Raw genomic sequence first — 23,755 nt, forward strand, 5'->3', positions numbered from 1 at the left:
AATCTCGATATCGGTCTGCATCTCCATCCTAACGAGAGGCATCCTGTTCTGGTGCCAATGGTGCCGCTCGCGCTCGACATGAGTCAGTCAAGCGGGGCCTCCTTCACACGGTAATTCAATGAAAAAACACATGATTATCTGGGGGGTCGTATCCGTGATCCTCGCTGCCGGCTATGCGTCATACGAGTTTTACTCCTCCGCCAAAGAAGACTGCTACAAGCAGGCATACGTAGCCACCACGCTTTGTTCGATCGTGCGGAAGTAGGCCATGGATCGCAAGGTCTACCCGGTTGAAATAACGCTTGGGTCCACGACGCGGCCGTACTCGCCCGAGTTTCAAATGGCCGATCAGTTCAAGGCAGGCTGGAAGCGCGTGCTGCTGATGGCGCATGGCAAGGCAGACGTCAGGTGTACTTGCCCTGGATCGGGCGAACGACGCTTGTCGATCCACAGCCGTTCCAACTCTGATCGGTTCCACCTTGCCCGCTTTCCCGAGACGGGATCAGAGCACAGCGAAGACTGCGTCTACTACGGTGTGGATCCAAGCATGTCCGGGCTCGGATCATATCGACGTGGCGTGGTCCAAGAGCTCGACGATGGCGCAGTGAAGATTAAGCTGAAGGTCGGACTTCAACAGCGTGCGACGGCCGCCCCAGAAGAAGGGGACGCCTCGTCCGCCGCCGCGCCGTCGATGCCTGCTGCTACACGCCCGCGAACTGGACAAGCCAGCATGACATTGCTCGGCCTCCTGCATTTTCTTTGGACACAAGCAGGCCTCCACGCATGGTCGCCAGGCATGGAAGGAAAGCGCAATCTCGGTGTGGTGCATTACCACTTGATGCGCTCGGCCATGTCTACCTATGCGGGGCGTGTGCGACTGGCTCAAAACCTCCTGATCTCCACGCCGACCGCAAGCGGGCAGCAAGCGGGACACAACAAGGCCAAGGCCCTGGAGGCGGTTACTCAACGACGGCGTTTGGTTGTAGTTGCCCCCCTCGCACAGCACCAAGAGGGAATGGGCGGCAGCGCCACGCTGCCTATCGCGGGGTTTCATGGAATCCCGTACCTGAACCTCGATGAAAACGTCTGGGAACCTTTGGAGCGCCGCTTTGCGCGAGAAATCGACTCTTGGCGGGCTGGGAATGCCGTCATCGCTGTCGTACAGACTGATCCACCCAAGTCCTCTGGTGGCAGCATGCGAGCGCAAGTTGTCGATATCGCCCTGATGCAGACAACGCGCGACTGGATCCCAGTCGATTCAGGCTATGAGGCTCTGGTCGCTGACAAGCTCGTGGCGGAAAAGCGCCGGTTCGAAAAGCCGCTCCGGTTTGACGCTGGCGAGGACGTAGCCTTCCCGGATTTTTGGTTGCGCGACAGGCACACGCCAGCGCCGCTGGAGGTGTGGGGCATGAGCACGCCGGAATACCTGGCGCGCAAGGCAGAAAAGGGCGCGCACTACGACGAGACGTACGGCAAAGAAGGCTGGTGGTCTTGGAACGCGTCCATCGGTGATCCGGTACCGGACTTCCCGGCACCCCTGAGATCGCACGACTAAGCAATGACCCCGACCGCTCCCTACTGAACTTCTCTTGGAGCCGATGAGCGTGCTCACTTTTACTATCTTGTTTCCGCTTTTGTTATCGGCCATGGCCTTACAGAATCGCGTCATGCGCGCGCAGACCAAGCGGGAAATGCTGATATGCGCTGCACTTGGTATCGGGATTGGCCTCGCAGCAGTGGGGGTGATTTATTACTCGTGCGCCTCTGGACAACCTGAATGCAGTCCTGTCTTCTCTCGCATGCTTGGGCTATCCAAATGAGGTCAACGGAATGACCGGTATTTTTGGAATTTTCACCCTGGTGTTCGTCGGCACAGTGGGATACGCACTAGTGACGAAGACGCGAGCAGCCTGGCTCCTGGTGCTCAGCGAAGCCATTATCGGGTTCGGCTATTCCGCCTACTCCGTTCTTCTGCCCAAACTATGAAGGACCTCTTTCCATTATGACGAAGTTCATTTCGCTGCTTGCGTCCAGCGTCTTAACCATCTTGGGGTCGATTTTCGCAGCGACCGCAATTCTCAAAGGCGAGGAGGGTCTGGGCGCAGTCGCCATGGCTATTCTCGCGTTGCTGTTCAAACTGGAAGCCGAACTCCCGGAGTTCAAGGATGCGATCCGCCAGCGGCGCCAATAGCATCCTACCTTTCCTGGCACACCCCGATACATTCACGGCCCGATAAAGGAGTTCGTATGTCTTCCATGCCTCCGGCAGAGAACATGGATGAAACGGCGCTCACGCTGCAAGAAGCTGCAATGCGCCTCAACATCTCTTACAGCACCATCTTCAGCTATCGCAAAGAGCTCGGTTTTCAGCTTAGAGCAAGGGGCGCATGGCGCATCTGGCCTTCGCGTCTTGCTGCATTTTCGGAAAAGAACAACAATGTCACCCAGCTATCGCTGCGGGTTGTGGGAGATGCACAATGCCCATCCGCAAAGATGAAACCTCAGGTATTTGGCAAGTTGATATCCGCGTCCCAGGCGTCCCGCGAGTTAGATGTTCTTCTGGAACGACGGACAGGCAAGCCGCGCAGGAATACCACGACAAGCTGAAAGCCGACCTCTGGCGTCAAGCCAAGCTTGGCGAACAACCCGACCGCTTTTTTGAAGAGGCCGCAGTGCGTTGTCTTCGACTCTGGGACGGGCTACGCGACTATGACAGCAAGGTCCGGCACGTCGCGTACTGGCGTAGTCAGTTCTCCGGACGTGCCATTCGCTCTTTAAAATTCGACGAGATCGCGGACAAACTGCCGACGCATACTACCCATAAGCATCGCAAACCCACGCCGGTAAGTGCTGCGACCAAAAACCGCTACCTAGCCACGCTTCGCAGGATGCTCAAGCTATGTGAAGACTGGGACTGGATCGACAAGTGCCCGAAATTTTCGGAGTTCGTTGAACCCGATAATCGTGTGCGATGGGAACCCCCATCCGTCATCGGTCGGCTGATAAGCGCGATGACGCTTGAGTGGATGCGCGATGTCAGCCTCGTTGCCGTGGCGACTGGCATGCGGGAAGACGAATTGCTTTCGCTCAGGCCGAGCAACGTGGATATGCCCCAGCGAAACGCATGGGTCATTGCGGAAGAGGCGAAATCGGGCTATGCCAGGTCGGTGCCCCTCAACGCGGACGCGATGGCAGTGCTGCAGCGCCGGATTCCCAAAGCCAAGAGATTTGTCTTCGAACGACCATCAAGAGATGGCGTGGTGCGGAAGATCAGCCAGGTCGATGCTCGCTGCTTGCGTCGTGCGTGCGCCGAGGTCGGGATTGACGACTTCCATTTCCACGACCTTCGCCATACCTGGGCCAGCTGGCATGTACAAGCCGGAACACCACTCATGGTTCTAAAGGATCTGGGGGGTTGGGAGACGCTGGACATGGTTCAACGCTATGCCCATTTGGCCCCGTCGCACTTGGCCCACCATTCGAACACGGTCGAATTTTGGTCAAAGTCGGAACAGAAAGAAAAAACGCCGCTAGTGATAGCGGCGTAAGTTCTTGATACTGCGGGTGTTTGGTGGTGGGCTGAGCGAGACTCGAACTCGCGACCAACGGATTAAAAGTCCGCTGCTCTACCGACTGAGCTATCAGCCCGACCGAAGCCAGAAATTATGGCGGATTTCTCCGGGCTTGTCAAAACGTTTAGCGTCGCGTGCCGGTGAAGCCCTGTAGCCGCCCAGAAAAAACGGCCGCTTGCGGCGGCCGTTCCGGGGCTTGCGATGGACCTGGATTACCAGGCAGCCACTACGGCGCCCTTGTACTTGGTCTGGATGAATTGCTTCACGGCCGGGCTGTGATAGATGCTGACCAGCTTGGCGAATTCAGCGCGGTCCTTGTCCTTTTCGCGCACGACCAACACGTTGGCGTACGGCGAGTCCGGCGACTCCTGAGCGATGGCGTCCTTGGCCGGATCCAGGCCGGCTTCCAGCGCGAAGTTGGTGTTGACAGCCGAGGCGTCGGTGTCATCCAGCGAACGCGGCAGTTGGGCGGCGTCCAATTCAATGAAGCGCAGCTTCTTCTTGTTCTCGATGACGTCGATCGGCGTCGCCTTCAGGCCCGCTTCCGGACGCAGCTTGATCAGGCCGTTGGCTTGCAGCAGCAACAGGGCGCGACCGCCGTTGGTGGGGTCGTTCGGCAAGGCGATGCGGGCGCCGTCCTTCAGTTCCGACAGCGACTTGATCTTCTTGCTGTAGATGCCGATGGGGAAGATCACGGTCTTGGCGATGCTGACCAGCTTGTAGCCACGGTCGGCGTTGGCGTTGTCCAGGTAGGGCTGGTGCTGGTAGCTGTTCATGTCCAGGTCGCCGGCGGCCAGCGCCACGTTGGGCTGCACGTAGTCGGTGAACTCGATGACCTGGATGTTCAAGCCCTGCTTGGCCGCTTCGGCCTTGACCACATCAAAGATCTGCGCGTGCGGGCCGGCGGTAACGCCAACCTTCAGCGGCTTGTCCTGAGCCAGCGCGGGCTGGGCGATTACGGCGGCGCCGAGGGCGAATGCAGCCAGCGACTTCAAAACCTTGATGCTCATGTTGCGATATCCCGAGTAACGGAAGTAGAAAGAAGATTGCAGCGAAAACGAAGCGGCGCCGGGGCGCTCAGCGATGCGACATGCGGCGCACGAAGCGATCGCCAAGGCTTTGGATTGCCTGGACCAAAACGATCAGCACAATCACGACCGCGGCCATGACGTCCGATTGAAAACGTTGATACCCGTAGCGGATGGCCAGGTCGCCCAGGCCGCCGCCGCCGATGGCGCCGGCCATCGCGGAATAGCCGATCAGGCTGACCACGGTAACGATGGTGGCGGCGATAAGACCCGGCAAGGCTTCCGGCAACAGCACCTTCAGGATGATCTGCATCGGCGATGCGCCCATGGCGCGCGCTGCGGTGATCAGGCCAGGATCCACTTCTCGCATGGCGTTTTCCGCGATGCGGGCCATGAACGGAATCGCGGCCACCGACAGCGGCACGATGGCAGCCGTGGTGCCGATGGAGGTTTGCGCGATCAGGCGCGTGAACGGAATGATGGCAACCATCAAGATGACGAAGGGCACCGAGCGCGTGGCGTTGATGATGGCGCCCAGCACGTGGTTCACGGGCTGGTTTTCCAGCATGTTGCCGCGTGCGGTCACGGTCAGCGTCACGCCCAGGGGGATGCCGATCACCACCGCGATGGCGCTGGCCACGCCCACCATCAGCAGGGTGTCAAGCAGCGACGTAATAAGCAGATCGATCAGTTGCGGACTCATGAGCTATTTCTTTAACGGTAATGTCACGGGCGGCCAACGCGGCAATCGCGTCCTTGACCGCTTCGGGCGCGCCTTGAACCAGCACGAACATCGTGCCCACGGCCACGCCCTGGATATCTTCAACGCGGGCCTGCACCAGGCCCACGTCCAGCGAGAACTGCTTGGACAGATCGGTCAGGAACGAGCCCGACGAATCCGTGCCGGTCAAGGACAGGCGCAAGAGGCGCACGGCCTGGGTAGGCGCGGCGGCAACCAGCGTGGCGATGCGTTCCTTCACGGCCGCCAAGGTGGCGTCGGTCAGGTCGGATGCGGTGGCGGCCGACACCATGCCGCGCGTGACCTCGTGGCGCGGCTGCGCGAACACTTCGCGCGTGCTGCCGATTTCAACCACTTCGCCTTGCGACAGCACGGCCACCCGGTCGCACACTTCGCGCACCACTTCCATCTGGTGCGTGATCATGACGACCGTCACGCCCGTCTTGCGATTGATGTCGCGCAGCAGGGCCAGGATGTTGTGCGTGGTTTCGGGGTCGAGCGCGGACGTGGCTTCGTCGCTGAGCAGCACGTCGGGGTTGTTGGCCAGCGCGCGGGCGATGCCCACCCGCTGCTTCTGGCCGCCGCTGATCTGGCTGGGATAGCGATCACGCAGATGCTCCAGGCCCACCAGGGCCAGCAGGCGTTCCACGCGGGCCGGGATCTCGGCCTTGGCGACGCCGGCAATTTCCAGCGGCAGCGCCACGTTGCCATAGACAGTACGGCGCGACAGCAGGTTGAAGCCCTGAAACACCATGCCGATGCGGCGGCGCTGGCCACGAAGCTGCGCCTCGTTCAGGCCGGTAAGTTGCTGTCCACCGATGGCAATCGTGCCTTCGTTGGGGCGTTCAAGCAGGTTGATGCATTGGACCAGCGTGCTTTTGCCGGCCCCGCTGGGGCCGATGATGCCGAAGACCTCGCCCTGCTCAATATGCAGGTTGATGCCTCGCAGCGCCTGGAATTGTCCATGCGGCGTGGCATAGGTCTTGGATAGGTTCTCGATGTGAATCATGGCAAGCGATTTTGTATCTTTTCTCTTCTAAAGAGAACGACCGTTTTTTTCATTTTTAATAACTACAAGTAATATGATGCGCCTTCAGGGCACCGCCCGCTCGTCACCAAGGGGTGGCTACACACTGCAATCGGGCGTCGGCAAAACGCGCAAAGGGCAGTCGGAAGGAAAGCCTTCCTGACTGCCCCTTTTGATGACGGTAGCCGGCAAGCCGGCCGCGTCGATATCAGCGAGCGCGAGAGATGCGGACTTCCGCCCCCCGGCGCTTGACCTCAAGACCTTCGGACGGCGAGATGCGCAGCCCTTCCAGCCCCTTAATGTAGCTGGAGCCCTGCATCTGCATCACGCGGATCTTGTTGCGCATGACAACCGGGTTATGCACCGGCATGCCGAACATCCAGACCTCGTCCAGGATGCGGGCCGAGTTGAACTCGCCCGTATGCTGCGCGGCGGGTCCCAGACAGAGCATGTGCCCTTCGCGGCCAAAAACCGGGAACTGGCCCAGTTCGCAGTCGATCGTCCAGGTGGTGCCGCCTTCGTAGCGATGCCCGGTGTTCAAATCCCACCAGGCCTCGCCCTTGGGCAGATACACGCGCACCTGCTTGCCGGGTTCGGTGACCGGCGCTACCAGCAAGGCGGGGCCAAGCAGGTATTGCAGGTCCCACTCGTGGGCATGCGGATCGTTCGGGAAAGACAGGGCCATGGAACGCTGCACCGGCAGGCCGGTACGGGCGGAGTCCTCGATGGCGCCCAGTACATAAGGCACCAGGCGATAGCGCCACTGCATCCAGGTCTTGGCCTGCGCCAGGGTTTCGTCGCCGAAGTCCCAAGGCATCAGCCCTTCCACGCCCTGGAACGAGAAGTTCGCCGAGAACACGCCCACGGTCAGCCAGCGCAAATACAGTTCAGACGTCATGCCCGCGCGGTCACGCGATGCCGAACCGATGCCGTGCACCTGCACGGGCACCCCGCTGGCGCCGATCGACAAGGCGGTGCGCAGCGTATGGCGCAAGCCGTCCCAGGAGTTCTCGGCTTGCGGCCCCACCTGCCACGGCAGGCGTTGCGCGGCGGGGAACAGGTCGGAACTGGGCACGACACCTTCGGGCGGCACTTTGAGGCCGGCCACGGCATCGAAGAGCGCGCGGCGCACCAGCAGCGGATACATGCTGCGCAGCGCCGGGCCGGTTTCACCGTTGCGGGCCGTCACGCCATCAGGAATGGCAAGCTGGGCATCGCACGCAGGCGCGTCCAGGCCATCTTCGATCAGTTGGCGGTGACGCTCGACCCACATGTTGTAGATGTCGCGGTAAGTCAGGTCCAGCAGGCCGAAGGGCTGGCCCGAGGTGGCGGCGATGCCGTCAAACACCTGGGCGGCGCCGTCTTCCTTGGCCAACAACCAGCCGCGGTCTTCCAGTTCTTCGAACAAGGGGCTGGTCTTGAGCACGCCGGGGAAACCGGATGCCGCGACATGCACGTTGTGCTTGTGGAACAGGGCCAGCATCTGCTTGGCGTCGGGGAAGCGCTGAGCGTCCCATTCGAACACCGCCTTATCCGACTGGAAGCCCCACGCCGCCGGCTGGGCCAGCGTCACGGCATCCACGGGAATCTGGTTTTCGCGCATGCGAGCCAGCAAGGCGACGGTCTGCGTGGGCATTTCGCCCGTGGCCTGTTGCAGCCACGCGCCCATCGCCCACAGCACGGGCTGGCCGGCGCGGCCGGTCAACGCGGTGTACTGGTTCAGGATTTCGGCGGGCTCGCCGGCAAACAGGAACACGTCCAGCACGGCGTCGTCAACGGTCAGCACGTAGGCCGAATCCGCCGGGGCGACGCCCACGGAATGTTCAACGCGGCGCATCGTATTGACGTAGACACCCCAGCCACGCGGGCTCCATGCCAGCGGCAAGGCGCGGTGCTCGGGGTCATCGGACACCACCGATTCTTCGCGGCGGTTCAGGTCGCCCGGTGTTTCCCCCAGGCCGAAGATGCGTTCGTCGGCCAGCAGGGTAAAGCCCGCCGTCCACACCGCATCGTCTTCCTGGTCCAGCGCGTTGTGCCCGAATGCGGGCGTATGCGCGGAAACCTCGGACTCGAACACCCGTTCCTCGTTGCGATAGATCGCAACGCGCACCGGGTTGGACTGGATCTCCAGGGCAACGTCGCCCTGTGTGATCCGCCAGCCGTCCCCGCCTTCGCGAGGGGCAATAGAGGCTTCGCCCACGGCCTCTTGGCGCGCGAGCAGCATCTCGGCCACGGCGCGCGCACGCGCGCCGGGCTTGTCATCATTCAGGTGGTTCGCCTCGCCGCAGCGCAGGCGAAAAACACCAGGCGCATGCGCCTCGACTACCAGGTGCAACCCATCGCCCGCGTCGAAATCGAAGCGACTGGGGCGGGACGTCAGCAGCTCGATGGTGTCGAGCTGGGTAGTATGGGCAAAGTCGAACTTGGGCGGCACAGAGCATCCCCCGGCTTAAGCCAAAAACCATCAAAAGACGCTATTTTGACGGATTTGAGCTTTGAAATAAACTCGGTCCCTCTTCTGGATGGGTTTCTCATCCATAAAAAGGGGTCATAAAGCCCTCGATCAGCGCCTGTCGGCCTAGTGCCGCGCGCCGCCGAAACGCCAACAACGAGGCCATTACGGCCTATTTGGCGCCAAATCCTGGCAATTCCCGCAATTCTACGCCACCTGGGTCGAGCCCCCATTCGCGGCTAAACTTTTTTTCACCGTGGTGAAATAAGTTTGGACAGATCGGTTTCCAGCAACGCGGGTTCGCCCGCCAGTCGGGCGCCGATCAAATCGCCCATCAAAGCCGACCACGACAAGCCGCGCGACGCATAGCCCACGGCCAACCACAGGCCGGGCGCGTGCGGTAGCTCCCCGACTGCGGGCAGGCGCCCGGGCAACACGGCCCGCCATCCCGCCCAACCGGGCAAGGTGCCGGGCACCAACGCATCGAACGCCGGGAAGTGACCGCTCAGTAGCCCGGCTGCCTTGGCAAGCGTGGTGTGCTGCCCTTCCGGGCTGACCACCGCTTGCGTGGCGCCATGCACGTAGGTGCTGCCGACCACACAGCCGACGCCCACGTCCGGCAGCAGATAGCCCTCGCCACCGACGATGCAGCGCGGCCCGCCCGCAAGCGCCTCGCCGGGCACCAGCGTGACCTCGCCAGCCAGCGCGTGCATCTGCTCCACACGCGGCAAGAAGGGGTCCAGCAGCCCGCTTTCGGCCAGCACCGCGCGCGCGCCAAAGGCATTGGCCAGGATGACGGTGTCGGCGTGCGCCAATTCCTCGCCTTGCGCATCGCGCACGCGCCATCCCTGCCCCTGGCGTTCGACCCGGGCCGCCTTGCCCGGCAACACGCTCACGCCGGAGGTTTCCAGCAAGGCGTCGATGAGTCGGTTCGGTTGAACCAGCATGCCTTGCGCGAAGTACACGCCGCCGCGCGCCACCGGCAAGCCGGCCAAGGCGCCGGCTTCGTCGCGATCCACCTGCCGTACCCAGTCGCGCGGAAAAGCCAGCGTTTCCAATGTGCTCGCCAATGCAGCGGATTTGCCCGCGTCGCGCTCGATCTGAAGCGTGCCGCACACGCGCGGCGCGGCGTCGCCAGCCAGCCCTTGCCATCGCGCAAGCGCGCGCTGGCTCCCGGCGCGCGACAGGCGTGCCCGCGCATTGTCATCACGCGCCACCACGGGCGTCAGCGCCGCGGCCACATGACCGGCATGCGCCGGCGCCCCCAGCGCCCGACCCGCGTCCAACACGGTGACTCGCCAACCCCGCCCGGCCAGCGCTTGCGCAATGCCGGCGCCCGCCAGCCCGGCGCCCACCACCACCGCATGCTTGACGGCCGCAGCCGTCGCGGCAGCCCCGGCCGCTCGGCCCTGCACGCGGGCGGTGGCTTGGATCATTTGCGGCTTGCCGCCGTCGATCGGCACGCAGCGCGCGTCGAATCCCGCATCCTGCAACGCACGCCGTAATGCTTCCGTGCCGACCGCAGCCGTCAAGGTGGCCCCGGACGCCGCCAATTGCGCCAGCGCGCGTAGCAACGGCGCTGACTTCGGGTCGGAATCGCGTTCTGGCGTGTAGCCATCCAGAAAGAACGCATCCACACGCGCGTCCAGGCGTGGCGCAAGCACCTGCGCATTGCCAAAACCCAGCGTCAGCGCCACCGCGCCGTTCTCGAATTCCAGCCGATGCAGTCCCGGCAACAGCGGGGGCCACTGCTCGGCCAGACGCCGCGCCAACTCGGCCATGGGCGACGGCGCATAACGCACCAGCAATGCCGACAAGTCATCCCGAGAGAACGGATGCGCTTCCATCGACACGACATGCAAGGCCGAGGGCCGCTGCGGGTCTTGCCGCCACGCATGCCACAGCGCCAGAAAGTTCAGGCCCAGGCCGAAAGCGGTCTCGCAGACAGTGAATACGTCGCATCCGCGCCAGCGCTCGGGTAGCCCGTTGCCGCGCAGGAATACCTGCTCCCGGTCGCTGAATGACCCGGCATACAGGGGGTAGACATCGCCGGACTCGGCGTCATGAAGCTTGCCGTCGGCATCAAAGTCGACCACTGCGGGGGTCAGGGGAACGTAAGGCGCGGACATGGGCTCTTCGAAGAAAGGATCAAGGTTGTGACAAACGCGAATTATCGACTGGCCACGGCCCGGGCGTTGGATAGACGCCACGCGGCGGCGCGGATTCCCGTGGCTGCCGCGGATTTGACGCATACCTGGGCTTACACTGGTTTACATGGACACCTATGATCAGCCCCGCTCACTGGCCCAACCCATCGACCTGTGCGCCGCGATCGACGCGGCAGTCACTGCGGCGCATGCGGGTGCAGCCATCCTGCAATCCTACGCGCATCATCGGGCCGACCTCGTGATCGACCGCAAGGCGCGCAACGATCTCGTATCGCAAGCAGACCGCGAAGCCGAGGCCGTGATCATCCAGGAACTGCAAACGCGCACGCCCAAATTCGGCATCGTGGCTGAAGAGACGGGCGGCAAGCCCCAAGGCCGCGCCACCTGGTACATCGACCCGCTGGATGGCACCACCAATTTCCTGCACGACATCCCTCACTATGCCGTGTCGATCGCGCTGATCGCGCATGCGGGCACCGCGGTGTCAGCCACGGAAACCCTCACTGAAGACACGCCCGTGGCCGGCGTGGTTTACGACCCCAACCGCGAAGAACTGTTCACCGCGGTGTATGGCATCGGCGCCTGGCTGAACGGCCGCCGCATCAAATGTTCGCGCACGCAGACCATTGAAGATTCCGTGCTTGCCACCGGCTTTCCGTTCCGCGACTTTTCCTTCGCCGGGCAGTACATGCCCATGCTGAACGACGCCATCAAGCGCGCGCGCGGCGTGCGTCGCATGGGCGCAGCCGCGCTGGACCTGGCCTGGACGGCTTGCGGCCGCTACGACGGTTATTGGGAAATGGGGCTGGCGCCGTGGGACGTGGCCGCCGGCACCCTGATCCTGCGCGAAGCGGGCGGCACGTGTTCAGACATGCACAAGCTGGATCCCTGGCCTATCGGCGGGCGCGTTGTGGCGGGCAACCCCGCCATCGAACGCGCCCTGCACGAGATGATTGCGCCGCACCTTGGCGGCGAGCCTCCCGCTGAAGGCTAAGACGCTTTGGCCGGCGCGTCGGGACGCAATTCCCGACGCAGAATCTTGCCCACGTTGCTCTTGGGCAGTTCATCGCGGAATTCCACAAAGCGCGGGCGCTTGTAGCCCGTGAGCTTTTCGCGACACCAGTCCTGCACCTGCGCCTCGGTCAATGACGCGTCGCTTTTCACCACGAACACCTTGACGGCTTCGCCCGAGTGCTCGTCCGGCACGCCGATGGCCGCGCACTCCAGCACACCCGGCATCTGCGCCACCACGGCCTCGACCTCGTTCGGAAAGACCTTGAATCCGGACACCGCGATCATGTCTTTCTTGCGGTCCACGATGCGCGTATAGCCCTTGTCATCCATGATGCCGATGTCGCCCGTGCGAAAGAACCCGTCCGCCGTCATGGACTGCCGGGTTTCGTCGGGCTTCTGCCAATAGCCCAGCATGACCTGCGGCCCGCGTATGCCCACTTCGCCGCGTTCGCCCAACGGCACTTCGTGGCCAGAATCATCAAGAATGGCCACGTCGGTGGACGGCAGCGGCAGGCCGATAGAGCCGGAATAGGCCGTGGCGTTGGTGGGGTTCACCGTGGCCACGGGCGAGGTTTCCGACAAGCCGTAGCCTTCGATCAGCGGCCTGCCGGTGATCTTCAACCAGCGTTCGGCCACGGACTGCTGCACGGCCATGCCACCGCCCAAAGTCAGGCGCAGCGCCGAAAAATCCAGCTTGGCGAAATCCGCGTTATGCGCCAGCGCATTGAACAAGGTGTTCACGCCGGGAAACAGATTGATGGGCACCTTGCGCCACGCGCTGATCAGCGAAGGCTGGTCGCGCGGGTTGATGATCAGCACGTTGCGCATGCCCGCATGCATGCCATACAAGCCGCAGACGGTCATTGCAAACACGTGGTACAGCGGCAGCGCGCTGATGATCGTAAGTTGGGTATTCGACAAGTCATGCACAACGGGCTGCGCCACGGCTTCGGTCTGCAGCACGTTGGCGGTCAGGTTCCGATGCGACAGCATCGCGCCCTTGGGCACGCCGGTGGTGCCGCCCGTGTACTGCAGCACCGCAATATCGTCCATCGTCAGCGTGGGTGGCGTGAACGGCAGGTTCGCGCCCGCCCCCAAGATCTTCGGCAACGTGTGCGCGCCGTCGATGCTCCAGGCCGGCACAATCTTCTTGATGCGGCGAGCCACGAAGTTGACCAGCGGCGCCTTCAGGCCGCCCAGCAGGTCGCCCGGCGCCGTCACGACCACATGCTTGAGCTGGCCGCGGTTCTTCACGGCCTGCAAGGTGTGCGCAAAATTTTCCAGGATCAGAATGACGGACGCGCCGCTGTCCTGCAATTGGCGTTCAAGTTCGTCGGCTGTGTACAGCGGATTCACGTTCACGACGACCAGCCCGGCGCGCAGCGTGCCCAGCATGCCCACCAGATAGGCCGGCACGTTGGGCATCATCAACGCCACCCGGGCGCCCTTCTCCAGGCCCAGGCTTTGCAGCCATCCGGAAAACGCGCGCGCATGCCGATCCAGTTGCGCATAGGTGATATCGCTGCCCATCGCCGTGCAGGCGATGCGGGTGGCGTACTGCTTGCAGGCCCGGTCCAACAGGTCGGCCAGCGAGGAATAGCCCTCGGTGGAGATCTCTGCCGGCACCCCCTGCGGATAGTGAGCAAGCCACGGTCGCGTCATGGTGTTTGTCTCCATTAAACAGATTTTTGAATGATGATAACCTTGTTGCGTTCCCTTTTTCCGCCCCCCTTCTCCCATGAAACTGCTCGAACCTATCGTCGCCTGGCACCAGGATATTTCGAAGATCCGCCGCGACATTCACGCGCATCCTGAATTGGCCTTCGAAGAATTTCGCACCGCCGACGTCGTGGCGGCCAAGCTTGAAGAATGGGGCATCGAGATTGATCGCGGCCTGGGTGGCACGGGCGTGGTCGGCATCATTCGCGGCAAGCTGCCCGGTGACCGCGCGGTGGGCCTGCGCGCCGACATGGACGCGCTGCCCATGCAAGAGGTCAACAGCTTCGCGCACGCCAGCAAGAACGAAGGCAAGATGCACGCCTGCGGCCACGACGGCCACACCGCCATGCTGCTGGCCGCGGCGCAATACCTGTCCCAGCATCGCGATTTCGCGGGCACGGTGTATGTGATTTTCCAGCCGGCCGAAGAAGGCGGCGGCGGCGCCAAGCGCATGATCGACGACGGCTTGTTCAAGCGCTTTCCGATGGAAGCCGTGTTCGGCATGCACAACTGGCCCGGCATGAAGCCCGGCCAGTTCGGCCTGACCCCCGGCCCCATCATGGCGTCCAGCAACGAATTTTCGATCGTCGTCAAAGGCAAGGGTACGCATGCGGGCATGCCCAACCTGGGCATCGACCCCGTCATGGCGGCGGTGCAGTTGGCGCAATCGCTGCAGACCATCATCACGCGCAACCGCAATCCGCTGGATGCCGCGGTGCTCAGCATTACCCAGATCCACGCGGGCAGCGCCGACAACGTGGTGCCCAACCACGCGGAACTGCGCGGCACCGTGCGTACCTTCACGCTGGATGTGCTGGACCTGATCGAACGCCGTATGGAAGAGATCACGCGGCACACCTGCGCGGCCATGGACTGCGAAGTGGAGTTCACATTCCAGCGCAACTATCCGCCCACCATCAACCATGCCGAAGAAGCTGCGTTCTGCGCCGATGTGCTGCGCGACATCGTGGGTGATGCCAACGTCAACGACCACGTGCAACCGACCATGGGCGCGGAAGACTTTGCGTTCATGCTGCAGGAGCTGCCGGGCTGCTATGTCTGGATCGGCAACGGCACCGGCGAACACCGCGACAGCGGCCACGGCCTGGGCCCCTGCATGCTGCACAACGGCAGCTACGACTTCAACGACGAGCTGCTGCCCCTGGGCGGCACGTACTGGGTCCAACTTGCCTTGAAGCGCCTGGCCAAGGCCTGAGCCCTAACCGCCGTCTGCCGCCCCGACCGCCAGGCACATCGCCAAAAAGCGTTCGGCGGCGCGGGCGGCGGCATCGGCGTGCGGCACCAGAATGCTCAGCGTGCGTGTCAGCGGCCTGGGCAACAGGCGCAACGCCGCCAAGGCGCCGTCTTCGTGCCGCATCGACATCACCGACACGAACCCCACCCCCAGCCCCGCGCGCACGGCCTGCTTCACGCCTTCCACACCCGCCAGTTCCAGGCCCACAGACGGGGTCAGCCCGGCATCGGCGAACGCGCGCTCAACCAGCCGACGCACCCCGGAGCCCGGCTCGCGCATCACCAGCGGCGAAGCCGCCAGATCCCGCAGTGTCACCGCCCCCTTGGCCGCCAGCGCATGGTCGGCCCGCACAATCGCCACCACTTCATCCTGACGCCAGGCATGGACCGCCGTGTCCGACGGCAAGCCTGACGGCACATCGCCTTCAATAAACGCCAGATCCAGCGCGGGCAGGCGCTCGACGATTTCCCGGGTGTTGCCGTCCGACAGGTGCAGGCTGACCGCCGGAAACGCCGAGCGGAAATCCGCCACCAGCCGCGGCAACAGGTAGCTGGCGGGCGTAGTGCTGGCACCCAGGCGCAAGGCGCCCGTTTCCAATCCCCGCCAGGATTCCCGCACCGCCTGGGCCTGCCGGTAGACCTGCCGCAATTGCCGGGCCTGCTCCGCCAGGCGCTCGCCCGCCTCGGTCAGGGCGATGCCGTGACCACTGCGGCGGTACAGGGGTTCGCCAAACCAGTCCTGCAGCGCGCGCAATTGGCCCGATACGGCCGGCTGCGACAAATTCAGCAGCTGAGCGGCGCGGCTGATGTTGCCCGTGTCGGCCACGCATGCAAACGACAGCAACTGATCTGGCGTCATAGCGCCCCCTTTAATATCAGAATTTCTGATATTAAATATTCAAAATAAAGATTTTTCAAATAACGATGCGGCCTCTAATATTTCGGGAAGTTATTTAGATATGCCCAAAGGGCCGTCATGAGCACTTCGACCAGCACCACCGTTCCCCTTACCCCCGCTGCCCCGGCCCCGTCGGCCAGCAGCGCCAACACCTCGGCCGCCGTCACCGCCACCCCCTGGCGCGACAAGCTCAACGGCGTGCTCTTCGTCGGGCTGATGGCCGCCGCCGTGATGCAGTTGGCCGACCTGCCCGCCATTCGCCAACTGGGCTTTTCGCCTCTGGTGGTGGGCATTGTGTGCGGCATGCTGTACGGCAACTTCCTGCGCGGCACGATGCCGGCTGACTGGGGTGTGGGCGTCAACTTCACGGCGCGGCGCCTGTTGCGCATTGCCGTGGCCTTCTACGGCCTGAACATCAGCATCCAGCAGATCGCGGCCGTGGGCTTGCCGGGCCTGGCCGTGTCGGTGGCGGTGGTGTTGGGCACCTTGCTGATCGGTACCGTCGTCGGGCAACGCATTCTGGGCCTGGATCGCGATACCGCCATGCTGACCGCCGCGGGCAGCGCCATTTGCGGCGCGGCCGCCGTGCTGGCGTTCGAACCGACGCTGCGGGCCGCCCCCCACAAGAGCGCGGTCGCCGTCGCCACCGTGGTGCTGTTCGGCACGCTGTCCATGTTCCTGTATCCCATCCTGTATCACGCGGGCTGGCTTGGCCTGGACACCCAGGCCTTGGGCATCTATATCGGCGGCACCATCCATGAAGTGGCGCAGGTCGTGGGCGCCGCCAGCAATATCGACCCCGCCACCACCGAAGTCGCCACCATCGTCAAGATGACCCGCGTGGCGCTGCTGGTGCCGGTGCTGCTGGTGCTGGGCATGTACCTGCGCAGCGCCGCCAGCCAGGCGGGTGGCCAGGCCAAGGGCGGCAAGCTTCCCATTCCCTGGTTTGCCGTCGGCTTCCTGGTGCTGGCCATTATCAACTCGCTGAATATCATCCCCGCCGACGCCATTGCCGCCATCCGCCGCCTGGACATCTTTGCGTTGACCATGGCCATGACCGCGCTGGGCATCGAAACGCGCTTTGCCCAGATCAAGAAAGCGGGCCCCCGCGTAATGGCCCTGGGCCTGATTCTGTACGCGTGGCTGTTGGTTGGCGGCTACGGGATCGTGAAGTTGGCCACCTGATTTCCAAGCCGTCGCGGCAAAGCGCCGCGACGGCTTGCGCCACGCACGCCGCTGTCTCGTTTTTCCTGCATAATCGGCTGATTCCCATGCATTGGAGTCGGCCGCATGACCTCCAGCCCCAAATCCCCGTTTACGACTTTGCCCGCCAATCGCGACGCGGTATTGCGCGTCATGCCGATGCCGGCCGATGCGAATATCCACGGGGACGTTTTTGGCGGCTGGATCATGGCCCAGGTCGATATCGCCGGATCCATTCCCGCCGCGCGCCGCGCCGCCGGCCGGGTCGCCACGGTGGCGGTCAACGCCTTCCAGTTCAAAGAGCCCGTCTTCGTGGGCGACCTGCTCAGCTTCTACGCATCCATCGTCAAGACCGGCAACACGTCCATCACGGTGTCGGTTGAGGTCTACGCGGAACGCCAGCGCCTGGACGCCGAAGTCGTCAAGGTCACCGAGGCCACCCTGACGTATGTCGCCACCGATGAAGCACGGCGCAGCCGCCCCCTTCCTTCTCTTTGAGCCGTAACGCATGACGCAGTCCGCCGCCGCGCAGAAACCGCCCGCGACGCCCCGCCGCCTCGACCCGGAAGACGCACAGACCGCCCTGGCCGAAGTGCAGGAACGCCTGCGCCGCCAACAACTGGTGGCCGACCTGGTGCATCGCCAGGAAGAAGGCGATGCCAAGGCCACGCTGGTCGAAGACCTGGTTCACCGCCAGCACGAGGCCGAACTCAAAACGTTGCTGGACGGCCTGCATCCGGCCGACATCGCCTTCATCCTGGAATCTCTGCCCAAGGATGAACGCCAGGCCATCTGGAAACTGGTCAGCCCCGAGCACGATGCCGACGTACTGCTGGAAGTGGAAGACTGGGTTCGGGAATCGCTGATTGAAGCGATGGATCGTCAGGACCTGGTTGCCGCCACCGGCAACATGGACGCGGACGAACTCGCCGACCTGGCGCCCGACCTGCCGCCCGACGTGGTGGCCGAAGTCCAAAAAGGCCTGACCGAAGAAGAACGCGCGCAGTTGCTGGAAGCCATGGGCTATCCGGAAGACAGCGTGGGCGCAATCATGGACTTCGAAATGGTCCGGGTGCGCGAGGACGTCACGCTTGAAGTGGTGCTGCGCTATCTGCGCCGCCTGCACGAACTGCCCGACCACACCGACCAGATTTTCGTGGTGGACCGCCAAGACAAGCTGCAAGGCATCCTGCCGCTGTCGCGCCTTCTGGTCAGCGAACCGGAAACCGAAGTGCGCGCCGTCATGAACGCCGACTTCCTGACGCTGAACCCCCTGGATTCCGACGCCGACGCGGCCGGGGCCTTTGAACGTTACGACCTGGTCTCCGCCCCCGTGATGGACGACCAGGGGCGCCTGATCGGGCGCGTCACCATCGCCGATGTGGTGGACGTGATGCGCGAAGACTCCCAGGAACAAGCGCTGTCGCGCGCGGGTCTGCAAGAAGAAGACATCTTCGCGCCTGTCACCACGGCGCTGCGCAACCGCGCGCCGTGGCTGCTGCTCAACCTCTGTACCGCCGCCACGGCGTCCTTCGTGGCGTCGCGGTTTGAAGGCACCGTCAGCCACATCGTGATCCTGGCTTTCCTGATGTCGATCGTGGCCGGCATCGGCGGCAACTCCGGCAACCAGACCATGACGCTGATCATCCGGGCGCTTGCCATGGGCCGGATCACGGGCCGCAACCTGTGGCAATTGGTCAAGCGCGAATTGTTCGTGACCTTGCTGGTGGGCCTGTGCGGCAGCCTGGTGGCCGCCTTGTTCGCCTGGGTGATCTCGCGCTCGCTCTCGATTGCGCTGGTGATGATGGCGGCGATGATCTGCAACATGCTGGTCGGCGCCTCGGTGGGCGTGCTGGTGCCGATGGTGCGTGCGCGCTTCGGCAAGGATCCCGCCATGGGGTCGTCAGTGCTGCTGACTTTCGCCACCGACTCATTGGGGTTCTTCATCTTCCTGGGCTTGGCCACCATCTTCCTGCTGTAGCACGGCCACCACAGAAAATTCTTGATTTTGCGTTTGCCTGACCGCCCCTTTCCTGGGGCCGAGGCCACGAACGCCGTTTGATGAAAGCGTACTGACAGGGATCGAGCGATGACAACAAGTACAGTCATGAAATTGTCATCTTCATCCTTCTGTACCCGTAATGATCACCGCATTTCGAGCAGCCCTTCTTTGCCTGCTGCTCTCGACTTTCACCGCCGCCGCGCAAGCCTGTGAAAGCATGCCCTCGTGGGCACAGTCCGCTTGCAATCGCCTTGACCAGATCTGGACCGAAGGGGGCAACGACCTCTACGTTTCCGGCTATGCCTGGCACAACCGCGCCATGTATAGCAAAGAAAAAGTCGACAGCTTCAACGAGCTGGCGTGGGGCGCCGGCTATGGCCGCAGCATCTACGACGAAGACGGCGACTGGCAGGGCCTGTACGCCATGGCGTTCCTGGATTCGCACAGCAAGGTCGAACCCATCGCCGGCTACGGATTCTTGAAAATCGGGCAAGTCAGCGAAAACTTCCGCCTGGGCGCGGGCTACACGGTGTTCCTGACCGCGCGGCACGACATCATGAGCTACGTGCCGTTCCCCGGCATCCTTCCGCTGGTGGGCGCCGGCTACAAAGACGCCATGTTCTACGCGACCTATATTCCCGGCTCAAGCGGCGCGGGCAACGTGCTGTATATGTTCGGCCGCTGGCACTTCTAAGCCAAGGCGCGGGGCCAACGCTCAGAAAGCCTGGCCCAGCCTGCGCACCAGATCACCCAGGCGCCCGTCGTCGATGCCGTGCGCACGCAAGGCGCGCTCGGTCTCCACCACGTAGTCCAGACAAGGCCCAGATTGGCCGACGGCATTGCGCACGGACGCGATCAGGCGGTCGTCGCTGAGGTCGGCCGCGTACTCATCGCAGGCGCGATTCAGCAGGAAGACCAGTCCGCGCACCGGCGCGGCTTCGGTATGGCAAGTAATCCAGCGGGGGGTGTAGGCGCCGGTCACCATCTCGCGACGCCACAGCGCCTGGAACACATCGGGCACATCGGCCGCCGCGATCTGGTAGGCCACGCCCCGGCAGCAACCGCCCCGGTTCAAGCCGAAGACCAAGCCAGGGTTGTCTGGCGAGCCGCGATGATCGTGCGACCACAGGCACAACGAGCGGTGATAGCCACGCACGGTCGCCAGACGGCGCTCGCGCCACGCAAAGCCGGGATGCCAGATCAGGGACCCGTAGGCGAACACCCATAAGTCGTCGACGCCATTCCAGTCGGCCAAAAGGTCGTCCACCGATCGCGCTTGCCGCGCTTTTGCCATACCGGCACAGCCGGCGGGTACTGCGAACGACATAGGGTCCTCTGATATCCCGATTCATTCCCTGATGGGAACGAGAGATATCCTACGCCGCACACTGCGCAAAAGCATTGCGAGATAGGCCTTGCGCAACACGCCGAAAGAAATTTGCATCCGCCGCAGTGGCCGGCCACGAAAAATTTTTGCTCAATAGCCACAACGCTGCCGCAACAACGCCGCTACACCGCGTCCAGCGGCAGTTCCGTCGTGCTCTTGATGATTTCCATCGAGAAGCTGGCGCTGACATCCAGCAGGTCCACGGCGCCGATCAGCCGACGGTAGAAGCGGTCATACGCCGCCATGTCCTCGACCACCACCTTGAGCAGGTAATCGATATCGCCCGCCATGCGGTGAAACTCCACCACGTTCGGCAAGGCCATGACGGCGTTGATCAGGCTTTGCGTCCATTTCTCGTTGTGCTGGCTGGTCTTGATGGACACGAACACCGTCAGGTTCAAGCCCAGCGCACGCGGGTCAAGCAAGATGGCGTTGCGCGCGATAACGCCGTCATCCTTCAGCTTCTGGATGCGGCGCCAGCATGGCGTCACCGACAGATTCACCTGTTCGGCGATTTCAGCAACCGAACAGGTAGCGTCTTTCTGCAGCAACGCCAGGATCTTGATGTCGGTCTGGTCCATGAGTTTTCTCGAACGCGATGGGAGCCAATCTTGCCCGTTAGTCCGGCGCGCGTCCAGCCGGAAGCCGCCGCCGCGCGCGGCGGGATTCAGTACGTACCGGGGTAGCCGCCCCCGTCGATCAACAGGCTTTGCGCCGTCATGTAGCCGGCTTGCGCCGAACACAGATAGGCGCACAACGCGCCCACTTCTTCCGGCTGGCCAAAGCGCCCGGCCGGGTTGGCGCGCCCGCGCTCTTCCCACAGTTGGTCGAAGGTCTTGTCCGACGACTGCTCCAACATGCCCCGGACGTGCCTGACCTGCGCGTCGGTGGCAAAGGCCCCCGGCAACAGGTTGTTGATGGTGACGTTGTGCCGCACCGTCTGCCGCGCCAGGCCGCCCACGAAGCCGATCAGCCCCGAACGCGCACCATTGGACAGGCCCAGCTCGGCATGCGGCGCCTTCACGCTGCGCGACACGATATTCACGATGCGGCCAAAGCGCCGCTCGATCATGCCGTCGACCACGCGCCGGATCATGTCGATGGGCCCCAGCATCATGGCGTCCAACGACGCAATCCAGTCGTCGCGCGTCCAATCCCGGAAATCGCCGGGCAGCGGGCCATCGGCGTTGTTGATCAGGATGTCGGGTTGCGGGCACGCGGCCATAGCCGCATCGCGACCGTGCTCCTGGGTCAGGTCGGCCGACACCCAGCCCACGCCGATGCCGGCTTCCTTGGAAATCTCGGCCGCGGCCTGCGCAAGCGTCTCGGGATTGCGCGCGGCAATGGTCACCGCCACACCCTCGCGCGCCAACTGCAGCGCACAGGCGCGGCCCATGCCACGGCTGCCGCCGAACACCAAAGCCGTCTTGCCACTGATCCCCAGATCCATGCCCAATTCCCCTTTGACGTGTTGCAAGCCACGCGGCGACGCCGCGCCAAAGCGAATCAGTATAGGACCAGCCGCAGGCGCCTTGGACCAAAAAAAAGAGGCCCCAAAGGGCCTCTTGTGTTGACTGCGCCGTCAGGCGCTTATCAACCCATCCACTGGCTGACCGGCGCCGCCGTATCTTGCAGCGGCTGCGCCACCACGTCGATCAGCGCCGGGCCGTCGTGTTCCATGGCGGCCTTGATGGCGTCGTCCAGCTTGGCCGGGTCTTCCACGCGCCAGGCCTTCACGCCGTACGCTTCGGCGATGCGGGCATGGTCGGTGCGGTTGAAGTCCACGCTGTAGTAGCGCTGGTCGTAGCCCGCCTTCTGGCTGGCCTTGATCCAGCCGTAGACCGAATTCGAGAACACGATCATCAGCAGCGGCGCCTTGTGGCGCACGATGGTTTCCAATTCGCCCACGGTGAAGCCGAAGCTGCCGTCGCCCATCACCGACACGCACTTGGACTGCGGCCGGCCAACCCAGGCGCCCAACGCGGCCGACATGGAAAAGCCCAGCGCGCCGTGCGCGCGGTTGGTGATGAAGTGGCGGCCGGGGCGCGACACATCGTAGTAGGCCGAGAAGTACGGGCAAGGCGTGCCCGGGTCCGCGCACACCACCGCATCGTCGGGCAGCAAGCGGTTCAGCGATTGCACTACGCGCTCGGGGCGGATCGGCGTTTCAAGGCTGTTGGCCAGCGGCTCCAGTTGCGCCAGGCGCGCGGCCTTGGCGCGGCCGGCTAGCACCGCGCCGTCCACCGCGTCTGAATTACGGTGTGCCAGGCGCGCCTGCACTTCGGCGCCCAAGGCTTCCAGCGCCAGCTTCGCGTCGCCCACCAGGCCGACTTCGGTCAGGTAGTTGGCGCCGATCACCATGGGATCGATGTCGATGTGCAGGATGGGCACGTCGCGGTTCGGGAAGCGCCAATGTTCCGTGGACGTCGAGCCGGCGCGGCAACCCACGAACAGCACCACGTCGGCTGCGGCCACCACGTCGCGGGTGGCCATCACGCCGCCGTTGGAGCCCACCACGCCTGCATTCAGCGGATGCGTGTCGGCCAGGCTGCCTTGCCCGCTGACCGTCACGCACACCGCCGCCTTCAAGCTTTCCGCCAGTTCCTGCAAGGCGCCGCTGGCGCCCGCGATGACCACGCCGCCACCGCAGATGATCACGGGCGCACGCGCACCGATCAAACGCTGCGCGGCACGCGCCACATCGGCGGGATCCGGTGCGAAGCGCATGGCCGGGAAGCGGCCGTGCTCGGGCTGCGCCCAGATATCGGACGCATCCACCTGCTGCTTCATCACGTCATATGGAAAGCACAGGTGCGCCGCGCCCGGCTTGCCGGTGGTCATGGCGCGGAATGCCGCGCGCACCATGCCGGGAATCTGGTCGGCACGGTCAATGGTGCGGTTCCACTTGGTCAGCGGACGGTACAGCGCTTCCTGGTCCAGCTCGGTCAGCGGGTATTTCCCGCGCGACCCCACCGCCACGTCCGAGGTGATGCCCAGCACGGGAATCGAGGATTCATTGGCTTCAACCAGGCCAGGCAGCAGATAGGTGGCGCCGCCACCGCTGGGGCCTTCGCACACGCCGACCTTGCCGGTGACGCGGGCGTAGGCGTCCGCCATGTACCCGGCGCTGCGCTCGTCGCGCGTCAGGATGTGCTGCATGCCGTGATCCAGGCGGTACAGCGCATCGTAAAACGGCAGGCTGGTGTCGCCGCACAGGCCAAAAATATGTTTGACGCCGTTGTGCTGCAGCATCCGCACCATGGCTTCGGCGCCGTTCAGGTTTTCCATATCA

At 63.6% G+C, this 23,755-nt stretch carries 21 protein-coding genes and 1 tRNA gene; 10 read left to right on the plus strand and 12 right to left on the minus strand.

Features of this window, described 5'->3' with window-relative positions:
* Nucleotides 1-268 precede the first annotated feature (268 nt).
* The 4 genes from M2361_RS25700 to M2361_RS25715 all read left to right on the plus strand — a co-directional run bounded on the left by M2361_RS25700 (nt 269) and on the right by M2361_RS25715 (nt 3,548).
* Nucleotides 269-1,555, plus strand: coding sequence for a DUF1173 domain-containing protein (locus tag M2361_RS25700; protein ID WP_259252599.1), 1,287 nt, complete (start codon nt 269-271; stop codon nt 1,553-1,555).
* Between the two features lie 447 nt (nt 1,556-2,002).
* Nucleotides 2,003-2,191 (plus strand): hypothetical protein, encoded by a 189-nt coding sequence (locus M2361_RS25705; protein WP_050448755.1) that lies wholly within the window; start codon nt 2,003-2,005, stop codon nt 2,189-2,191.
* Nucleotides 2,192-2,247: 56 nt separating this feature from the next.
* A complete protein-coding gene (locus M2361_RS25710) occupies nt 2,248-2,607 on the plus strand; it encodes a hypothetical protein (RefSeq protein ID WP_259252600.1) in 360 nt (119 codons plus the stop codon).
* Nucleotides 2,523-3,548, plus strand: coding sequence for a site-specific integrase (locus tag M2361_RS25715; RefSeq protein WP_259252674.1), 1,026 nt, complete (start codon nt 2,523-2,525; stop codon nt 3,546-3,548). Before M2361_RS25710 ends, M2361_RS25715 begins: the two co-directional genes overlap by 85 nt.
* A gap of 24 nt (nt 3,549-3,572) precedes the next feature.
* On the opposite strand, the gene M2361_RS25720 is transcribed toward M2361_RS25715, so the two are convergent.
* The 6 genes from M2361_RS25720 to mnmC form a co-directional block, all read right to left on the minus strand.
* A tRNA-Lys gene (locus M2361_RS25720) sits at nt 3,573-3,648 on the minus strand.
* A gap of 136 nt (nt 3,649-3,784) precedes the next feature.
* Nucleotides 3,785-4,582, minus strand: coding sequence for a MetQ/NlpA family ABC transporter substrate-binding protein (locus M2361_RS25725; protein ID WP_259252601.1), 798 nt, complete (start codon nt 4,580-4,582; stop codon nt 3,785-3,787).
* Between the two features lie 67 nt (nt 4,583-4,649).
* Nucleotides 4,650-5,303, minus strand: coding sequence for a methionine ABC transporter permease (locus tag M2361_RS25730; protein ID WP_100853089.1), 654 nt, complete (start codon nt 5,301-5,303; stop codon nt 4,650-4,652).
* Entirely contained in the window at nt 5,260-6,348 is a 1,089-nt protein-coding gene (locus M2361_RS25735) for a methionine ABC transporter ATP-binding protein (protein WP_100853090.1), read from the minus strand. Before M2361_RS25735 ends, M2361_RS25730 begins: the two co-directional genes overlap by 44 nt.
* A 226-nt stretch (nt 6,349-6,574) precedes the next feature.
* Complete coding sequence (locus M2361_RS25740; RefSeq protein ID WP_100853091.1) at nt 6,575-8,800, minus strand: TIM-barrel domain-containing protein; 2,226 nt, start codon at nt 8,798-8,800, stop codon at nt 6,575-6,577.
* A 269-nt stretch (nt 8,801-9,069) separates the two neighbouring features.
* Nucleotides 9,070-10,947, minus strand: coding sequence for an FAD-dependent 5-carboxymethylaminomethyl-2-thiouridine(34) oxidoreductase MnmC (gene mnmC, locus M2361_RS25745; RefSeq protein WP_259252602.1), 1,878 nt, complete (start codon nt 10,945-10,947; stop codon nt 9,070-9,072).
* A 145-nt stretch (nt 10,948-11,092) separates the two neighbouring features.
* Between mnmC and M2361_RS25750 the strand changes: the two genes are divergently transcribed.
* Nucleotides 11,093-11,980 (plus strand): inositol monophosphatase family protein, encoded by an 888-nt coding sequence (locus tag M2361_RS25750; RefSeq protein WP_259252603.1) that lies wholly within the window; start codon nt 11,093-11,095, stop codon nt 11,978-11,980.
* On the opposite strand, the gene M2361_RS25755 is transcribed toward M2361_RS25750, so the two are convergent.
* Nucleotides 11,977-13,662 (minus strand): AMP-binding protein, encoded by a 1,686-nt coding sequence (locus M2361_RS25755; protein WP_259252604.1) that lies wholly within the window; start codon nt 13,660-13,662, stop codon nt 11,977-11,979. The two genes, M2361_RS25750 and M2361_RS25755, sit on opposite strands and share 4 nt — an antisense overlap.
* Before the next feature lie 76 nt (nt 13,663-13,738).
* On the opposite strand from M2361_RS25755, the gene M2361_RS25760 reads away from it, so the two are divergent.
* Nucleotides 13,739-14,935: a M20 aminoacylase family protein gene (locus M2361_RS25760; RefSeq protein ID WP_259252605.1), complete on the plus strand. Its 1,197-nt coding sequence runs from the start codon at nt 13,739-13,741 to the stop codon at nt 14,933-14,935.
* A 3-nt stretch (nt 14,936-14,938) separates the two neighbouring features.
* Here M2361_RS25760 and M2361_RS25765 read toward each other — a convergent pair whose 3' ends face one another.
* Complete coding sequence (locus M2361_RS25765; protein ID WP_259252606.1) at nt 14,939-15,832, minus strand: LysR family transcriptional regulator; 894 nt, start codon at nt 15,830-15,832, stop codon at nt 14,939-14,941.
* A 117-nt stretch (nt 15,833-15,949) separates the two neighbouring features.
* On the opposite strand from M2361_RS25765, the gene M2361_RS25770 reads away from it, so the two are divergent.
* The 4 genes from M2361_RS25770 (at nt 15,950) to pagP (ending at nt 19,770) form a co-directional block, all read left to right on the plus strand.
* Entirely contained in the window at nt 15,950-17,056 is a 1,107-nt protein-coding gene (locus M2361_RS25770) for a YeiH family protein (RefSeq protein ID WP_259252607.1), read from the plus strand.
* A 105-nt stretch (nt 17,057-17,161) separates the two neighbouring features.
* A complete protein-coding gene (locus M2361_RS25775) occupies nt 17,162-17,572 on the plus strand; it encodes an acyl-CoA thioesterase (protein WP_100853097.1) in 411 nt (136 codons plus the stop codon).
* 10 nt (nt 17,573-17,582) lie between these two features.
* The gene (gene mgtE, locus M2361_RS25780) at nt 17,583-19,055 is read left to right on the plus strand and encodes a magnesium transporter (protein WP_259252608.1); all 1,473 of its coding nucleotides are present in this window, start codon (nt 17,583-17,585) and stop codon (nt 19,053-19,055) included.
* A 160-nt stretch (nt 19,056-19,215) separates the two neighbouring features.
* Entirely contained in the window at nt 19,216-19,770 is a 555-nt protein-coding gene (pagP, locus tag M2361_RS25785) for a lipid IV(A) palmitoyltransferase PagP (protein WP_259252609.1), read from the plus strand.
* A gap of 21 nt (nt 19,771-19,791) precedes the next feature.
* Here pagP and M2361_RS25790 read toward each other — a convergent pair whose 3' ends face one another.
* The 4 genes from M2361_RS25790 to M2361_RS25805 all read right to left on the minus strand — a co-directional run bounded on the left by M2361_RS25790 (nt 19,792) and on the right by M2361_RS25805 (nt 23,751).
* A complete protein-coding gene (locus tag M2361_RS25790) occupies nt 19,792-20,403 on the minus strand; it encodes a gamma-glutamylcyclotransferase (RefSeq protein ID WP_404976446.1) in 612 nt (203 codons plus the stop codon).
* A gap of 182 nt (nt 20,404-20,585) precedes the next feature.
* Nucleotides 20,586-21,044 (minus strand): Lrp/AsnC family transcriptional regulator, encoded by a 459-nt coding sequence (locus M2361_RS25795; RefSeq protein ID WP_006226278.1) that lies wholly within the window; start codon nt 21,042-21,044, stop codon nt 20,586-20,588.
* A gap of 86 nt (nt 21,045-21,130) precedes the next feature.
* Complete coding sequence (locus tag M2361_RS25800; protein WP_259252610.1) at nt 21,131-21,913, minus strand: SDR family oxidoreductase; 783 nt, start codon at nt 21,911-21,913, stop codon at nt 21,131-21,133.
* 143 nt (nt 21,914-22,056) lie between these two features.
* The gene (locus M2361_RS25805) at nt 22,057-23,751 is read right to left on the minus strand and encodes a thiamine pyrophosphate-binding protein (RefSeq protein ID WP_100853102.1); all 1,695 of its coding nucleotides are present in this window, start codon (nt 23,749-23,751) and stop codon (nt 22,057-22,059) included.
* Between the last annotated feature and the right edge of the window lie 4 nt (nt 23,752-23,755).

The organism is Achromobacter sp. JUb104 (assembly GCF_024806975.1).
Lineage (GTDB): Bacteria > Pseudomonadota > Gammaproteobacteria > Burkholderiales > Burkholderiaceae_B > Achromobacter > Achromobacter spanius.

What these genes read in the sequence shown, in the direction of transcription:
- M2361_RS25700 (WP_259252599.1), top strand. Translation starts at nt 269, where the DNA reads ATGGATCGCAAGGTCTACCCGGTTGAAATAACGCTTGGGTCCACGACG.
- M2361_RS25705 (WP_050448755.1), top strand. Translation starts at nt 2,003, where the DNA reads ATGACGAAGTTCATTTCGCTGCTTGCGTCCAGCGTCTTAACCATCTTG.
- M2361_RS25710 (WP_259252600.1), top strand. Translation starts at nt 2,248, where the DNA reads ATGTCTTCCATGCCTCCGGCAGAGAACATGGATGAAACGGCGCTCACG.
- M2361_RS25725 (WP_259252601.1), bottom strand. Translation starts at nt 4,582, where the DNA reads ATGAGCATCAAGGTTTTGAAGTCGCTGGCTGCATTCGCCCTCGGCGCC.
- M2361_RS25730 (WP_100853089.1), bottom strand. Translation starts at nt 5,303, where the DNA reads ATGAGTCCGCAACTGATCGATCTGCTTATTACGTCGCTGCTTGACACC.
- M2361_RS25735 (WP_100853090.1), bottom strand. Translation starts at nt 6,348, where the DNA reads ATGATTCACATCGAGAACCTATCCAAGACCTATGCCACGCCGCATGGA.
- mnmC (WP_259252602.1), bottom strand. Translation starts at nt 10,947, where the DNA reads ATGTCCGCGCCTTACGTTCCCCTGACCCCCGCAGTGGTCGACTTTGAT.
- M2361_RS25750 (WP_259252603.1), top strand. Translation starts at nt 11,093, where the DNA reads ATGGACACCTATGATCAGCCCCGCTCACTGGCCCAACCCATCGACCTG.
- M2361_RS25755 (WP_259252604.1), bottom strand. Translation starts at nt 13,662, where the DNA reads ATGACGCGACCGTGGCTTGCTCACTATCCGCAGGGGGTGCCGGCAGAG.
- M2361_RS25760 (WP_259252605.1), top strand. Translation starts at nt 13,739, where the DNA reads ATGAAACTGCTCGAACCTATCGTCGCCTGGCACCAGGATATTTCGAAG.
- M2361_RS25765 (WP_259252606.1), bottom strand. Translation starts at nt 15,832, where the DNA reads ATGACGCCAGATCAGTTGCTGTCGTTTGCATGCGTGGCCGACACGGGC.
- M2361_RS25770 (WP_259252607.1), top strand. Translation starts at nt 15,950, where the DNA reads ATGAGCACTTCGACCAGCACCACCGTTCCCCTTACCCCCGCTGCCCCG.
- M2361_RS25775 (WP_100853097.1), top strand. Translation starts at nt 17,162, where the DNA reads ATGACCTCCAGCCCCAAATCCCCGTTTACGACTTTGCCCGCCAATCGC.
- mgtE (WP_259252608.1), top strand. Translation starts at nt 17,583, where the DNA reads ATGACGCAGTCCGCCGCCGCGCAGAAACCGCCCGCGACGCCCCGCCGC.
- pagP (WP_259252609.1), top strand. Translation starts at nt 19,216, where the DNA reads ATGATCACCGCATTTCGAGCAGCCCTTCTTTGCCTGCTGCTCTCGACT.
- M2361_RS25790 (WP_404976446.1), bottom strand. Translation starts at nt 20,403, where the DNA reads ATGTCGTTCGCAGTACCCGCCGGCTGTGCCGGTATGGCAAAAGCGCGG.
- M2361_RS25795 (WP_006226278.1), bottom strand. Translation starts at nt 21,044, where the DNA reads ATGGACCAGACCGACATCAAGATCCTGGCGTTGCTGCAGAAAGACGCT.
- M2361_RS25800 (WP_259252610.1), bottom strand. Translation starts at nt 21,913, where the DNA reads ATGGATCTGGGGATCAGTGGCAAGACGGCTTTGGTGTTCGGCGGCAGC.
- M2361_RS25805 (WP_100853102.1), bottom strand. Translation starts at nt 23,751, where the DNA reads ATGGAAAACCTGAACGGCGCCGAAGCCATGGTGCGGATGCTGCAGCAC.